This window comes from Streptomyces sp. NPDC057963, assembly GCF_042887155.1.
Lineage (GTDB): Bacteria > Actinomycetota > Actinomycetes > Streptomycetales > Streptomycetaceae > Streptomyces.
This window is the reverse complement of record NZ_JBHVPX010000003.1, coordinates 384,740-398,443: the sequence shown is the minus strand read 5'-3', so window position 1 is coordinate 398,443 and position 13,704 is coordinate 384,740. Positions and strand designations below refer to the sequence as shown.

Here is a 13,704-nt window from a genome sequence, read left to right as displayed (position 1 = left end):
CCGGCGAAGCCCGGTACGCATGGCACCCGTCCGATCGGCCCGGGATCCACCGGCATACTCCGTTCGCATGAGATAGGTCGCGAGATCCGATCACCAGTACGTGTCATGCGGTCGGTTTGTACGGGGGAGCCATCGACCATTCCCCTCATGAGACCCATCTCCCAGCACTTCGGCGCGCTGCGTGCCCGTGTCGGCGCCACCGGAACGGCCTTGGCCGTAGCGGCGGCGACCGTGCCCGCCCTCACCCTTGGCCTCGGAGCGGTTCCCGCCTACGCGGCCCCGCTTCCGGGCGGCCTCGGACCATGTGTTCCCGGCTCCTGCCCGAACCCGTTCCCCGGAATCAACAACGGGCCGATCGCCGGCCGCGACAACGCCATCAACATCTTCGTCGGGAACGACTTCCTGGTGCGCGGCCGGGCGGCGGAGGCCGAGGGCCGCGTGGTCGTGCTCGACAGCTTCGACCAGAACAAGGACGCGGCGGCCAGCGGCCTGTACAACCTCGGAATCGTCGGCGTGGGCTCGCGCGTGCCGCCGCCGAACGGGGCGGACTTCCTGACCACCGGCAGGAACGTGACGATCGCGAGTGGCCAGCGCCTCGACACCACCGGCGGGCTGATCGGCGAACAGGGCGTCGTACGGTACGCGGGGACCGAGTCCGGCACGGTGACCGGACGACTCGTCCACGACCCCGACGCCGCTCAGCCCTACACGGGCCTGCGGAACCGGCTGACCACGGCCAGCCGATGCTATGCCCGGGTCGACGGCCGGCCCCGGCACGCCACGGGCACAGCGGTCAACCAGGGCACGCAGACCGTGTTCCGCGGCGACGGAACGTCCTCGCTCCAGGTCTTCAACGTGGACTTCGACCTGACCGCGCCGGGCGGCCGCCAGCAGGGAATCGTCTTCCAGGACATCCCCGACGGCGCCACGATCCTGGTCAACATCCTGGGCGGCAATCGCACCATCAACACCTACAGCGGCGGCATCGACGACAGCACCGACCCGCTGAACTCCTACCGCGAGCGACTGCTGTGGAACATCCCGGACGCGACCTCCGTCCACCTGAACGGCACCGGACAGATGCAGGGCAGCTTCCTGATGGGTGACCAGTCGTCCATGACGACCGTGACCCTGCCCGGCATCAACGGCCGCTTCTTCACCACCGGTTCCCTGACCCACACCAGCTCCGCGACGGGCGGCGGCGGCCAGGAGTTCCACGCCTACCCCTTCAACGGCGACCTGCCCGACTGCTCGGGGACGACCCCGGTCACCGGCGAGGTGCGGGTCCTCAAGACCGACGCCGAGACCGGAGACGCACTCCCGGGCGCCAGGTTCGAACTGTGGCGCGAGACCAACGGAACGCCGGGACTGCAGACCACCGGAACGAGCCCCGACACCCGCGTGACCACTTGCACCACCGCCGCCGACGGGCGCTGCGCCGTCACCACCACGACGGGCACCTACTACTGGCGCGAGACCTCGGCCCCCGCCGGCTACGACCTGCCCGACCCCGCCGTGTTCGGTCCGCTGACCCTCACCGACGACAACGCGGACCACGGAGTCGAGGCCGTGGCCCGCGACACCCGCACCCCCGTACCGCCCACGACCGGCTCGATCCACCTGACCAAGACCGACCGGAAGAACGGCCGCCCCTTGGCGGGAGCCGTGTTCGAGACCTGGCGTGAGACCAACGGCTTCGCCGGACTGCAGACCACCGGCGCGACCCCCGACACCCGGGTCGGCCCGGGCTGCGCCACCGACGGTGCCGGGCTGTGCACCTTCGACCACCTGCCGCTCGGCGAGTACTACCTGCGTGAGACGGCCGTGCCCGAGGGCTATGTCCTGCCCGAGAACCCGGTCTCCGGGCCCTACGCGGTGACCGAGCGCAACAGCTCCACCGGAGTGATCGTCAAGCTCTCCAACAAGCGCGGCGAGCCGTGCAAGGGCAAGGACTGCAAGAACAAGTGATTCGGCGTACACCCCGCCCCGCTCCGGGACCGGTGAGCTGATTCACTGGCAGGGATCGTCCCCCGCGCGCCAGGAGGTTCACGCCGTGCGCCCTGCCCTCATATCCGGTGTCGTGGCCGCCGCTTCGGCGGCAGCAGCCCTCGTGTCCACGGTGATCGTCGCCCCGGACGCCATTGCTGCCCCGGCCGGCGCCGGCTGCACCGCGTCGACCGGCCCCTACCAGCGGCCGATGGAGCAGTACCTCGGCCGACCCGTGGACGGGATCCAGTCGGAGGCGGACTGTGAGGCCGTCCGCGCCTTCCAGGCGAAGCACGCGGTACCTCGTACCGACGGGTACGCGGACCTGGCCACCTACCGCTTCATGCTTGCGGTGAAGGCTGCCGCGGACCCCAACGCAGCCGGACACTGCCCGGTCCGTACCTACCGGGTCACCTGCGTCGACATGGACCGGCAACTGCTGTGGGTGCAGACCGGCGAGCGGATCGACTTCCGCCCGGTGCCGATCCGCACGGGCCGCGACGCACAGGAGACCCGGCCCGGCTGGCACGCCGTCTATTGGCGCGACAAGGACCATGTCTCCACCCTGTACGACAACGCCCCCATGCCGTACGCGCAGTTCTTCGACGGAGGGCAGGCCCTGCACGGGCACCCGGGCAACCTCTTCGACGGCGGCGGCTCCGCCGGCTGCGTCAACCTCACCGTCCACGACGCGGCCTCCCTGTGGAACCTCCTCGGCATCGACGACGCCGTCTACGTGTGGGGGACGAAGCCCGGCACGGCCATCTGAGGCCGGTCTTCAAGGACCGCCAGGGGCACCGGTCTGCGGATGGGGCGGCACGCGGACTATCCAGCTGTTTCGTGTCCACGCTCGGCGACAGCTTCGTGATACGCGGCGGTCAGTTCCGCAAGCACTCCATCTGCGGGTGCCGACGCTCCGGCCAGGTGCGTGGCGCGGAGTTCGGCCATGAACCGCTCCCACAGCGGAGGACCTCCGGCGGCCAGCAGTTCGGCTCGCACCGTCAGCTCCGGCGCCGTGTCCAACCAGTAGGCACCCCACGCGCCCAGCTGGGCCATCACCGGGAGGAGCTGGATCGCCGCCTCGGTGAGATGGTATTCGACCTTCTGACGGTGGCTCGGGTCGTCGTCGCGGGTGAGCAGGCCCGCGGCGACGAGTTTCGCGAGGCGGGCGGCCAGGATGTTCGACGCGATGCCCTCGATGGACGCGGTGAGCAGCTCGCGGAAGTGGGTGCTGCCGCCGAACATGATGTCGCGCAGGACGATCAGGCTCCACCGGTCCCCGAGGAGCTCGACCGTCATATTGATCGGGCAGCCGGACTTGCCCGGGGGTACCGGGAGCTTCTCGTGAGGAACTGGTTGCGTCATGAGATCAGTCTAGGTAGGTTGTTAACCGGTTGCATATTGCAACCGGAAGGGATTTCAGTGGCTCAGTTGGTACGCGTTCAGAACTTCAACTTATCCAGTGACGGCTACGGTTCCGGGGAGGGGCAAAGCCTTGAGCGCCCGTTCGGCGACGCCGATCCGGGTCCGCTCTTCTCCTGGTCGGGTGCCACCGCTCACTGCGCCACCCGGACCGAACCGGGCGGCACCTACGGTCTCGACGACTACTGCACTCGCGACTTCACCAACAACATCGGCGCCGAGATCATGGGGCGCAACAAATTCGGTCCGCAGCGGGGGCCATGGGAGAACTACGACTGGCAAGGGTGGTGGGGGGAAGAACCCCCCTTCCACACACCGGTGTTCGTCCTCACTCATCATGAGCGGCCCTCGATCACTCTGGGGGACACCACGTTCCACTTCCTCGACGCGTCCCCGAAGGACGCGCTGGCGCGGGCCTTCGACGCCGCGGAAGGCAAGGACGTGCGAATCGGCGGCGGTGTTGCCACGGTCCGGGAGTTTCTCGACGCCGATCTCATCGACACGATGCATTTCGCCGTCGCCCCGGTCGAGATCGGTCACGGCGAGAGGTTGTGGACCAGTCCCGACACCCTTGTCGACCGTTTTCATCTGGAGCAGATCCCGAGCCCGAGTGGGGTGGTGCATCACTTCTTCTGGCGACGGTGACCGGGGGCGCGCCGAGGTGTCCCGCACCCTTCGATGTGACGCGGGTTCAGGGCCCTACGGGTGGCGGAATCACGGCACTTGGGTCCTACGCGCCGACGGGGCGACGGATCAGTCGGCGGAGGGCGCCTCTCGTGGCGCAGTCGCGGCACGCCGCGGAGTTGCGGCCCGCGTACGCGGGCATGGCGGTCGCAGGTGCGGGTTGCTCTTCGTTTGAGTCCGGTGGGGCGGGTGTGGTGTCGCCGTGCCCGCCCCACCGGTACCGATCAGAGGGTACTCGTGCGTTCCGCGTGCGGTGCGGTACGGGAATGAGGACGCTCTTGCGGATGCCGGAGACTTGGCCGACCGGTGAAGGGGGCTCCTGGGCAGTCCGAGCGACGCCCCGAGGAGCCGACGCTGTCAGCGGCTTCGCGAACTGCCCGGTGTGCGACGAGGGGGTGAGGCCGGAGGGGCCTCGGATGGGTCGTGCAGCGGACGGATGACGATGTCGCCCCTCGTGCGTCCGGCGACGGTTGCCGCCTCGGCGTAGTCACGGGCCGCCTGCTTCAACGCCTCGGCCACCACCCGGGCAGCCGCGGCGCTGCCGCCGTGGCCGGTACGGAAGAGCGTCCGCGTGATCTGGCTGCCGGTGACGGGAAGCGTCGTCACCGTCACGTTCTCCAACTGGGCCGCGAGATACGCGGGCAGGACCGCAGCACCGACCTGCCCGGCGAGCAGTGCCTGGACGGCCATCAAGTGGTCGGCCAGGTGCTCGACCGACGGCACGACCTCGTGGGCGTTCGCGAACCGGGCGAAGGCGCGACCGCGAGCAGAGTGCGCAGGGGCGCCGATCCAAGGACGGCCGGAGAGTTCGGCGGCGGCGGTCGGAACGTCCCAGGTGGCCGGGACGACCACACGGTAGTCGTCCTCGCTCAGTACCTGCGCCTGCACCGAGGGCGGCAGTGGCAGTGCGGTCTCCCGGTCGTCGGTGATGACCAGGACGTCCAGCTCGCCCAGCCGCAGCTGCCGCAGGCCGTCCGGCAACCCGGCCTCCACGAACCTCGGCTCGACCTTCGGGTGCAACAGGGCGAGCGACCGCAGCGCCCGGACCGCGACCCGGGCAAGCACCCACGACGTCGCCCCGATCGCCACCGGCCCCTGAATGACCTGTTGGTTCACGGATCCCAACTGCTCTACCGCTAGGCCGAGTTCCTTGCCGATGCGCTCCCCGGTGGCGGCGAGCAGCCGTCCGGCCGCCGTGAGTTCCAGTCGTGCACCCGAACGGTCGACCAGTGGCAGGCCCACTTCCTTCTCCAGGCGGGCCAGTTGCTGTGAGACCGCCGAACGCGTATGGCCGAGCGCGCGCGCCGCCGGAGCGAGGCCGCCGCTCTGCGCGATTGCGCTCAGGACCAGCAAGCGCCTGGGGTCCAGGTCCATGCGCGCCGCGCTCCTCTGCGTCGGGGGAAGCCGTGCCACGGACTGTACCGGCGCACCGCCAGCTCTGCTGTCGAGGGGGGCAAGCACTGCTGTGCAACGGGGCTGCCTCGCGGCCGTGCAGCTGCGAAACTTGCCCCACATCCCGAGGGCATCAGCCGGCATCCACCCTGGCACAGGCATGCCCGAAGCCCAGTCATGTCCCGTTCACAAGGAGGCAGCACGTGGCCAGTTTCGTTTCCAAGCGTGTCCGAGCGTCTTCCGCTCTGCGTTCCGGCCGGTCCACTGCCGCGCTGGCCGTGGTCTGCACCCTGCTGGGGCTGCCCCTGGTGTCGGCCTGCGGCCCTTCCACCGGCGCGGCCAACGGACCCGTCCGTCCCGCCGCTCAGAGCGGTGCAACCGACCCCGCGGCGACTGGCGTCGGCGGCACCATCGCCAAGGGCGGTGCCACCGACCCAGCCGCAGCCGGGAGCGCGTCCGGTGGAGGAACCTCTGACGGCAACGGCGGCACCTCGTGGGCGCTCACCGCCCCGCAGGTCGCGGCCGGCTACCCGCAGGGCCGGCCACCGGCGGACATGGTGCGGAGGTTCAACGCCGATACCCGGCAGAACGCCGCGCGTCTCGGCGTGTCCGGCGCACCGGTACACGCCTATTACGACGACCGGGCGGACGGTGCGTGGATCTTCTACACGGGGGTCACCGGCAGAGGCTTCGACCCCGACCGTATGCACGACGTCCTCGACCAGCTCCCGGCGGTCAACAACGACGGCGCCGGTGACCGGACCACCACCAGCGCCATCGATGCCAAGCCCGGCGAGCACGGCGGCCGGGCCATCTGCAACACCGTCCTGGTCCAGACCGAGTTGCTCGCCACAGCGGTCTCCACGTGCTCCTGGTTCACCCCGACCACCGCCGCCGGCATCACCCTCGTCTCAAAGGCCGACGGCACCAGCACCAAGCTCGGCTTCACCGCCGTCGACGTCGCCCCGATCATGCGGGCGATCCGCGCCGAGGTAGAGATACGGCGGCGGTAGCGCCAGGGACCTCGGTCCGCCGCGTCGGACGCCTGGCGGGCAGGTACCGAGTCGTTCTCGCGCCGGACGTACTCAGACGATCAGATCGCGCGTCCGGCCGTCCGCAGGGCGGTGGTCATGGGCTGCTCACCAGCGGGAACGGTGCGAGCCGTTCCCGCCCCCCACGCCCGCTGCGGCCGGCGGTGCGCGGGTATGCCGACGCCGGGGTGCGCTCCGGTCCACTCATGCGCTGGTGGCGGCCCTTGCCGTTTCACTCCTTCTTCTCCTGTTCCTGTACCCGGATCGCCCGGGCCGGGCAGAGAGCGGCGGCCTGCCGGACGCCGCCGGCCAGGTGCTCAGGCGGATTCTCGGTGAGCAGGACGACGGTGCCGTCCTCCTCGTCCTGGTCGAACACCTCCGGCGTGGTCAGCACGCACTGGCCGGAGGCAACACACTTGTTCTTGTCGACGATCACCTTCATCGGATCCTCCTTTTCCTGCACGGTACTCGGCCGCGGTCACCAGGTGATGGGCAGTCCGTAGACGCCGTAGACGAGCCCGTCGTGCTTGAACGGGATCTCGTCGAGGTCCGCCGCCGGCCGCAGGGTCGGGATGCGGCGGAACAGGGTGCTGTAGACGACTTGCAGCTCGACCCGGGCCAGCGGCTGGCCCAGGCACTGGTGGACGCCGAAGCCGAAGGCCACGTGGTGGCGGGGGTTGCGGCCGATGTCGAGCCGGTCGGGGTCGGGGAAGGCATCAGGATCCCGGTTGCCGATGTCGTTGGCCACGACGACGCCTTCGCCGGCGCGGATGGTCACGCCGCCGATCTCGATGTCCTCCAGGGCCACCCGGCGCCGTCCGCTGTGCACGATGTTCAGATAGCGCAGGAGTTCCTCGACGGCCGAGGCGATCAGCTTCGGATCGTCGCTCTCGCGCAGCCGAGCCAACTGGTCCGGGTGGTGCAACAGGGTCAATGTGCCCAGCGCGATCATGTTCGCCGTCGTCTCGTGCCCGGCGATCAGCAGCAGCACACCCATGTTGGCCGCTTCGCGACGGGAGAGCTCACCGGATTCGACCCGCGCGGCCAGCGTGGAGAGCAGGTCGGCGGCCGGGTGGGCGAGCTTGCCTCCGATCACCCCGTCCAGGTAGTCGGTGAGCCGCTGGACGGCCGCCCGCGTCTGCTCCGGCGTGGCCGTGCGCTTGATCAGCATCCTGCTGTTGGACTGGAAGAAGTCGTGGTCGGCATACGGGACGCCGAGCAGCTCGCAGATCACCAATGACGGCACCGGCAACGCGAACGCCTGGACCAGGTCCACCGGCTTCGGTCCGGCGAGCATCGCGTCGATCAGCCCGTCGACGATCTTCTGGATCATCGGCCGCAGCGCCTCCACGCGCTTGATGGAAAAGGCTGCGGTGACCATCCGGCGCAGTCGAGCGTGCTCCGGATCGTCCATCACGATGAAGCTCCGCGACTGTCTCCGGCGCTCGAAAGAGGCCGGGGACTGATGGGGGTAGTGCGGGTGGGTGCTGTCCGAGCTGATCCGAGAATCGGCCAGCAGCGCCCGCATGTCCTCGTAGCGAGTGACCAGCCACGGGGTGCTGCCGTCCCAAAGCCGTATCCGGCCGATCGGAGCCTGGGTCTGCAGGGTGCGCAGGGCCGGCGGCGGGTCGAACGGGCAGCCGGCCGCCCGGACCATGGGGTAGTCCGGTACCTCCGCCGACGGTGCATCAGTGCCGGGTGCCGAGATGATGCTCATGGTTCTCCGCCCTCTCCGGATGTTCGATATGGGGGCAGGCGCCAGGACCGGGGGCCCGGCGCACGCGTCGGACCGGGCTGGGTCCGGCCTGCAGGAGGAGGTGCCGAAGAGCGCCGCCCGGAAGGTCAGGAAGCCGGTCCGCCGGCCTTGGCGCCGAGCCGCGGGGCTGTCCCGAGCATGCGCCGGACGATGGGCGTGACCGTGCGCATGGCTTCTCCCAGTGCCTGCACGTCCTGCTCGGGCAGCGCGGCCAGCAGGCCGGCCACCTGGGCATCTCCCGCCCGGCGGCGCTGGGCCAGCAGCTCGCGACCGGTATCCGTGATGGCGACGAGGCGGACCCGCCCGTCTCCCGGATCGGCCACTCGCGATGCCACGCCCTGGGCTTCCAGCCGCTGCACCAGCACGGTCATCGACGGCTGGGTCACTCCCTCCGCCGCAGCCAGCACGGTCAACCGGATCGGACTCTCCCGCTCCAGTCTGTCCAGCACCGCGGCGGTGGTCAGACTCATGCCCTGCCGGTTCAGCAGGAGGAGCCTGACCATCCCGGTGACCAGCTCGTGCAGCGCCGCCGCCACCTTCGTGGGGCCCTCTTCGAGCGTCTCATCCATACCTCCACACATAGCACTTTTTATATAGATCGTCTATATAAAAAGTGCTATAGATGGTTTTAGGGCTATTTGGAGTTCCGGTTGGATTCAAGGTGCCACCCGGTGCCGGACGGCGGCGGGGCAGTCGGCTGTGCTCCCGGCGAGCACGGCCGGTTGCTGTGCGCCTTGTCGGTCGTGAGGCCGTCGGCTTCTTGCGCAGCCTGCCGGGTCCGGGCCTCGGAACGCGGATCCTGTCCAGCACGGGCTTGAACTTCCTGAAGCAACCGTTCCCAGGTTTCGTCGGCCGACCACAGCCGGTGCCCTTCATGGACCGTCTTCCAGGACCGAACGGTTTCGGCAAGTCACGCCACTGCACGATCAGTCAGGGATCCGAGCGCAGCCCCAAGGCGCTGTGCTGAATGACCCCGGCCGGTGCATCAGCAGAGCCCGACTTCTGGCGCGTCAACTCCACCAGCTTCGCTCGGAGATCAGACGCCGTCTCGCCGAGCACGATCGCACTGATCACCCACTTGAGCATCAGGCAGTCATGGTCGTCGTCCGCGCCCTCTCCGCGGCCTCATGGTGAAACGGCCATTGCGCGGGTCGGTGAACGGCTTGGCCCCGGCGGTGTGCTGATCACCGACGACACCGGGTTCACCGGAAGGGCGCCACATCGCCGGGGGCGGAGCGGGGTGGTGGTACGCGGGCACGTCCGGGAAGTCCGACGGCTGCCAACTCGGACCCCGTGTCCGAGTCCAAGCCGTCGCGGATGCCTACGAGGCGCAGTTGGTCGGCCCCGGAGAACGCGAGACCGCCCGGCGGTCCACCGAGCAGACGCGGATGGGGCCGGGCCGGTCATTGCGTGCTACTTGCTGACGGCGAAGCGCATCAGGGCATGCTCATTGCCCTGCTTGATCTTCCCCGTCGTATTGATCACTTCGAGCTTCCAACTGTCGCTGACGCGTACGGCCTTGGCCACGGCACAGCCGTTGTCCTGCGAGAGCAGGCTCGGCCAGATGTCGGCGACCTGCTGGGAGCTGCCCCCGGTCGCGTCGTACACCTTGAAGCTGATGTTGCGCGCCTTCTGGAAGGAACTGCCCTTCTTGTAAGCGGCGGCGACGAACACTATCGACGTGATGTTGGGCGGTATCCGCGCGAACTCGACCGTCACCGTCTCGTCGTCGCCGTCCCCGCGCCCGGTCTGGTTGTCACCGCTGTGAACCAAGGAGCTGTTCCCCATGGGATCGAGGGAATCGAGTCCCGCCAGGCGCACCGGGTCTCCGCCCTGCATCGCGATGGCGATCAGGTCGAGGTCGGTACCGGACTTGCGGCGGAGCATTCCCATCACCCCGCCGCTGCTGCCGGCAGTCGGATCCCAGGACACTCCGATGGACAGATGGGTCACTCCGTCCAGATCAGCCGGGCCGTCTTCCTTCTTGAGCGTAATCATGCGTGAATCATCCTTTTGACGACGGGAATGCGACACACAGAGTGTGCCTGGGGCCTTCGAAGTCCTGCACGCCTGGTCCGCCGGTTGTGGATTCGTCCCTTTTCTTCCAGTGATCACGGCCGGCACCATGATTGCACCCCAAGAGCCCAAGAGCCGAAGAGCCCCGGAGCCACGAGTAGCGACTGCGGACTCGGACGCCCGTACCCGTGACTCGGGTCGTGGCGATCTCCCGGTCACGGCGCGTCGAGAATGCGGGCCACCACCCGCTCGGCATACGCCAGTCCGGCGTCCACCGTCGCCTCCCGGAGCCGGCTGAAGCCCGGTGCGCTCAGCCAGGTGCAGTCGGACATGACCGTTGCCGCCGACGGCATGCCGGCCGGACCGTATCCGAGTACATGCGGCGCCGTCCTTCGACGGGTCGGGCGCACCGTGCTTTCGCCCGACCGGGCCGGGCGGCGGGGCGCCGGGGTGCTCGTGAGGGCTCCGGACCGGTGTCGTCGGGTGGAACGGTTACGAGGGGCGCACCATGGAAGGGCGCGAGCACGTCATGGGGGTGACCTGGGCAGGAGTCCGCCGGTGGCACGTGGACGGTTGCGGATCTACCTCGGGGCCGCCCCCGGGGTCGGGAAGACGTACGCCATGCTCGCCGAGGGGCAGCGGCTGCGTTCACGGGGCGCGGAGGTGGTCGTCGGCTTCGTCGAGCCGCACGGGCGTCGGCCCACCGCGGCCATGGCCGAGGGGCTGGAGACGATGGCCCGCCGTACGCTGAGCCACCGCGGCGCGCTCTTCACCGAGATGGATCTCGACGCGGTGCTGGCCCGCCGTCCCCAGGTCGCCCTGGTCGACGAGCTGGCCCACTCCAACGTTCCGGGGGCCCGCAACTCCAAGCGGTGGCAGGACGTGGAGGAGCTCCTGGCCGCCGGCATCGACGTCGTCACCACGCTCAACGTCCAGCACCTGGAATCCCTCAACGACGTGGTACGGCAGATCACGGGGGTCGTACAGCGGGAGACCCTGCCCGACGAGGTGGCCCGCCGGGCGGACCAGATCGAACTGGTCGACCTGCCACCGGAGGTGCTCCGCCGCCGCATGGTCCACGGCGACATCTATCCGCCGGATCGCATCGAGTCCGCCCTCACCCACTACTTCCGGGTCGGCAACCTCACCGCCCTGCGCGAGATCGCCCTGCTGTGGCTCGCCGACCGGGTGGAGGAGGGGCTGCAGCGCTACCGCGCGGAACACGGCATCGTCGCTCCCTGGGAAACCCGGGAGCGCATCCTGGTGTCCCTGAGCGGCGGGCCGGAGGGCGAGACCCTCATCCGTCGTGCCGCGCGGATCAGCACCCGTACCCCCGGCACCGAGTTGCTGGCCCTCCACGTGGTCCCGGAGGACGGACTCCCCGGCTTCGACCCGACGGTACTGGAAGCCCAGCGCACCCTTCTGGAGTCGCTCGGCGGCAGCTACCACCAGACCACCGGCGAGGACGTCGTCGATGCCCTGTTCCAGTTCGCCGAGGCGGAGAACGTCACCCAGATCGTGCTGGGCGCGAGCCGGCACGGCCGTCTCGCCTCCCTGCTGAGAGCGGGTGTGGGAGAGCGGGCGATCAGGGGGTCCGGCCCGATCGACGTGCACATCGTCACCCACGAGGAGGCGGCAGGGCCGGCTGCGCTGAGGCTTCCGCGTCCGAGCCGCGGCACGGGCCCGAGACGGTACTGGTCCGCGCTGGCCGGCGCCGTGCTGCTGCTGCCCGTACTGACGCTTCTGCTGACCGCGCTGCGTGGCAGCCTCGGCCTCTCCAGCGACCTCGTGATCTATCTGCTCGCGGTCGTCGTGGTCGCTCTGGTCGGCGGGGTCTGCCCCGCGCTGTTCGCCGCCGTCGCCGGAGCACTGCTTGCCGACTACTACTTCACCGCACCGGTGCACACGCTGGCCATGGAGCGCTCCGACGAGATCACCGCACTCGTGGTCTTCGTCGCCACGGCCGTTCTCGTCGGCACGGCAGCGGGCACGGCTGCGCGGCGTACGCACCAGGCGGTACGCGCGACGTCGGAGGCGAGGACGTTGAGCCGTCTGGCCGCCGCCATGATGCGTGGCCAGGATCTGACGGCACTGGCGGAGCAGATCCGGGAGAACTTCGGCCTCCGTGCGGTCAGCCTGCTCGAAAGGGATCCGGAGGCATCGCCCGTACCCCGCTGGTACGTGGTCGCCAGTGCCGGGGAGCGGCCGCCGGAAAAGCCCTACGAGGCAGATGTGGAGAGCCCCGTCGACGACAACCTCGTCCTGGCCGCTCGCGGCTCGGGGCTGAGCACGGAGGACCGACGTGTCCTCGCCGCATGCGCCGCCCAACTGGGACTGGCCCACGCCCGGGAGCGGGTCGCGGGGTGTTCCGGCGCCGCGGACGCCTTCGCCGACGCCGAACGCACCCGGGCATCCCTGCTTCTCGCGGCAGGCCGCGATCTGCGTGCCCCGTTGCACACCGCCGAAGCGGCGCTCGTGCGCTTGCGGCGTCGAGGTGCCGCGGTGTCCGGCCCGCAGGAGGCGCAGCTGCTGGACACCGCCCGCGCGGCGGTGCGCCGTGCGGCGCAGCTGGTCACCGATCTCGACGACGTGAGCCGTCTGCACGCCGGGGCGCTCGCTCTGTACCTCCGCCCGGTCGACCTCAACGAGGTGCTGGGCGCTGCTCTGGACGACCTCGGGCCCGGCGGTCACTCGATCGTTCTGCGCATGCCGGAGCGGCTGCCCGACGTGATCGCCGACGCCGCTCTTCTCACCAGGGCCCTGACCGCCCTGGGGGCCGACGCGTTGCGGCACAGCCCGCCGGAACGGCCCCCCGCCTTCACCGCCGAGGTCCGGGCCGGCCGCGTGACGATTCTGGTGGAGGACGGCGTGTCCGACCCGGGGCCGGAAGCGGGCCCCGGGGCCTCCCGGCCTCCGGGTACCAGAGCGGGCAGCCTGGCTCTGCGGCTGTCGCGTGACTTGACCGAGGCCATGGACGGGACCCTGGAGACGACCGCCGAGGGGTCCGCCTTCTCGGTGATGCTCACCCTTCCGGGTTCCGCGTCCGGCGGCAGCGGAACATCCGGCGGCGCCGAGTGAGTGCGCGCACCGCATCGTCATCCCATCGGCTCACAGGGCGGCAGGGCACGCGCGAGCTCAACTGATATAGCGTCAGAAATGAATCGGCCTCGCATGCGGGATCGATTCCACATTCCAGCCGGGAGGGCCGAACAGCCCCGCCCTCATGACTCTGCGGGGTGCCTCGCACATGTCGGACGTTGTGTACATCGGCCTCACGGTGGCGGTGTTCGCCCTGATCGGCCTGGCCGCCAAGGGGGTCGGACGCCTGTGAGCGTGGAGAACCTCGTCGGCTTGATCGTTGCCGCGTGCCTCGTGATCTATCTGGTCATCTGCCTGATCTTTCCCGAGAAGTTCTAG

General features: G+C 69.7%; 14 protein-coding genes. 6 read left to right on the top strand and 8 right to left on the bottom strand.

Annotated elements, in window-relative coordinates:
* The first annotated feature begins 147 nt into the window (after positions 1–147).
* Positions 148–1,968, top strand: a complete 1,821-nt coding sequence (locus ACFVT1_RS08800; RefSeq protein ID WP_389793669.1) for a choice-of-anchor A family protein — start codon at positions 148–150, stop codon at positions 1,966–1,968.
* A gap of 85 nt (positions 1,969–2,053) precedes the next feature.
* Positions 2,054–2,755, top strand: a complete 702-nt coding sequence (locus ACFVT1_RS08795; RefSeq protein WP_389793668.1) for a L,D-transpeptidase family protein — start codon at positions 2,054–2,056, stop codon at positions 2,753–2,755.
* Positions 2,756–2,811: 56 nt separating this feature from the next.
* Here ACFVT1_RS08795 and ACFVT1_RS08790 read toward each other — a convergent pair whose 3' ends face one another.
* Positions 2,812–3,351, bottom strand: a complete 540-nt coding sequence (locus ACFVT1_RS08790) for a winged helix-turn-helix transcriptional regulator (protein ID WP_389793667.1) — start codon at positions 3,349–3,351, stop codon at positions 2,812–2,814.
* Between the two features lie 57 nt (positions 3,352–3,408).
* On the opposite strand from ACFVT1_RS08790, the gene ACFVT1_RS08785 reads away from it, so the two are divergent.
* Entirely contained in the window at positions 3,409–4,053 is a 645-nt protein-coding gene (locus ACFVT1_RS08785) for a dihydrofolate reductase family protein (protein ID WP_389794070.1), read from the top strand.
* 396 nt (positions 4,054–4,449) lie between these two features.
* Here the strand turns inward: ACFVT1_RS08785 and ACFVT1_RS08780 are convergent, their stop codons facing one another.
* Positions 4,450–5,466, bottom strand: coding sequence for a LysR family transcriptional regulator (locus ACFVT1_RS08780; protein WP_389793666.1), 1,017 nt, complete (start codon positions 5,464–5,466; stop codon positions 4,450–4,452).
* Positions 5,467–5,687: 221 nt separating this feature from the next.
* Between ACFVT1_RS08780 and ACFVT1_RS08775 the strand changes: the two genes are divergently transcribed.
* Positions 5,688–6,497 carry a hypothetical protein gene (locus ACFVT1_RS08775; protein WP_389793665.1) on the top strand — a complete coding sequence of 270 codons (810 nt, stop codon included), beginning with the start codon at positions 5,688–5,690 and terminating at the stop codon, positions 6,495–6,497.
* A gap of 250 nt (positions 6,498–6,747) precedes the next feature.
* Here ACFVT1_RS08775 and ACFVT1_RS08770 read toward each other — a convergent pair whose 3' ends face one another.
* The 6 genes from ACFVT1_RS08770 to ACFVT1_RS08745 all read right to left on the bottom strand — a co-directional run bounded on the left by ACFVT1_RS08770 (position 6,748) and on the right by ACFVT1_RS08745 (position 10,640).
* The gene (locus ACFVT1_RS08770; RefSeq protein WP_389793664.1) at positions 6,748–6,957 is read right to left on the bottom strand and encodes a ferredoxin; all 210 of its coding nucleotides are present in this window, start codon (positions 6,955–6,957) and stop codon (positions 6,748–6,750) included.
* Positions 6,958–6,993: 36 nt separating this feature from the next.
* The gene (locus tag ACFVT1_RS08765; protein WP_389793663.1) at positions 6,994–8,232 is read right to left on the bottom strand and encodes a cytochrome P450; all 1,239 of its coding nucleotides are present in this window, start codon (positions 8,230–8,232) and stop codon (positions 6,994–6,996) included.
* Positions 8,233–8,357: 125 nt separating this feature from the next.
* On the bottom strand, positions 8,358–8,840 hold the full coding sequence (locus ACFVT1_RS08760) for a MarR family winged helix-turn-helix transcriptional regulator (RefSeq protein ID WP_389793662.1): 483 nt from the start codon (positions 8,838–8,840) through the stop codon (positions 8,358–8,360).
* Positions 8,841–9,201: 361 nt separating this feature from the next.
* Positions 9,202–9,345: a hypothetical protein gene (locus ACFVT1_RS08755; RefSeq protein ID WP_389793661.1), complete on the bottom strand. Its 144-nt coding sequence runs from the start codon at positions 9,343–9,345 to the stop codon at positions 9,202–9,204.
* Between the two features lie 339 nt (positions 9,346–9,684).
* On the bottom strand, positions 9,685–10,269 hold the full coding sequence (locus ACFVT1_RS08750) for a TerD family protein (RefSeq protein WP_389793660.1): 585 nt from the start codon (positions 10,267–10,269) through the stop codon (positions 9,685–9,687).
* 233 nt (positions 10,270–10,502) lie between these two features.
* On the bottom strand, positions 10,503–10,640 hold the full coding sequence (locus tag ACFVT1_RS08745) for a hypothetical protein (RefSeq protein ID WP_389793659.1): 138 nt from the start codon (positions 10,638–10,640) through the stop codon (positions 10,503–10,505).
* A gap of 205 nt (positions 10,641–10,845) precedes the next feature.
* On the opposite strand from ACFVT1_RS08745, the gene ACFVT1_RS08740 reads away from it, so the two are divergent.
* Both ACFVT1_RS08740 and kdpF read left to right on the top strand, forming a co-directional pair.
* Positions 10,846–13,365 carry a DUF4118 domain-containing protein gene (locus ACFVT1_RS08740; RefSeq protein WP_389793657.1) on the top strand — a complete coding sequence of 840 codons (2,520 nt, stop codon included), beginning with the start codon at positions 10,846–10,848 and terminating at the stop codon, positions 13,363–13,365.
* Between the two features lie 249 nt (positions 13,366–13,614).
* Positions 13,615–13,704, top strand: coding sequence for a K(+)-transporting ATPase subunit F (kdpF, locus tag ACFVT1_RS08735; RefSeq protein WP_362206544.1), 90 nt, complete (start codon positions 13,615–13,617; stop codon positions 13,702–13,704).

What these genes read in the sequence shown, in the direction of transcription:
- ACFVT1_RS08800 (WP_389793669.1), top strand. Translation starts at nt 148, where the DNA reads ATGAGACCCATCTCCCAGCACTTCGGCGCGCTGCGTGCCCGTGTCGGC.
- ACFVT1_RS08790 (WP_389793667.1), bottom strand. Translation starts at nt 3,351, where the DNA reads ATGACGCAACCAGTTCCTCACGAGAAGCTCCCGGTACCCCCGGGCAAG.
- ACFVT1_RS08780 (WP_389793666.1), bottom strand. Translation starts at nt 5,466, where the DNA reads ATGGACCTGGACCCCAGGCGCTTGCTGGTCCTGAGCGCAATCGCGCAG.
- ACFVT1_RS08770 (WP_389793664.1), bottom strand. Translation starts at nt 6,957, where the DNA reads ATGAAGGTGATCGTCGACAAGAACAAGTGTGTTGCCTCCGGCCAGTGC.
- ACFVT1_RS08765 (WP_389793663.1), bottom strand. Translation starts at nt 8,232, where the DNA reads ATGAGCATCATCTCGGCACCCGGCACTGATGCACCGTCGGCGGAGGTA.
- ACFVT1_RS08760 (WP_389793662.1), bottom strand. Translation starts at nt 8,840, where the DNA reads ATGGATGAGACGCTCGAAGAGGGCCCCACGAAGGTGGCGGCGGCGCTG.
- ACFVT1_RS08750 (WP_389793660.1), bottom strand. Translation starts at nt 10,269, where the DNA reads ATGATTACGCTCAAGAAGGAAGACGGCCCGGCTGATCTGGACGGAGTG.
- ACFVT1_RS08745 (WP_389793659.1), bottom strand. Translation starts at nt 10,640, where the DNA reads ATGCCGTCGGCGGCAACGGTCATGTCCGACTGCACCTGGCTGAGCGCA.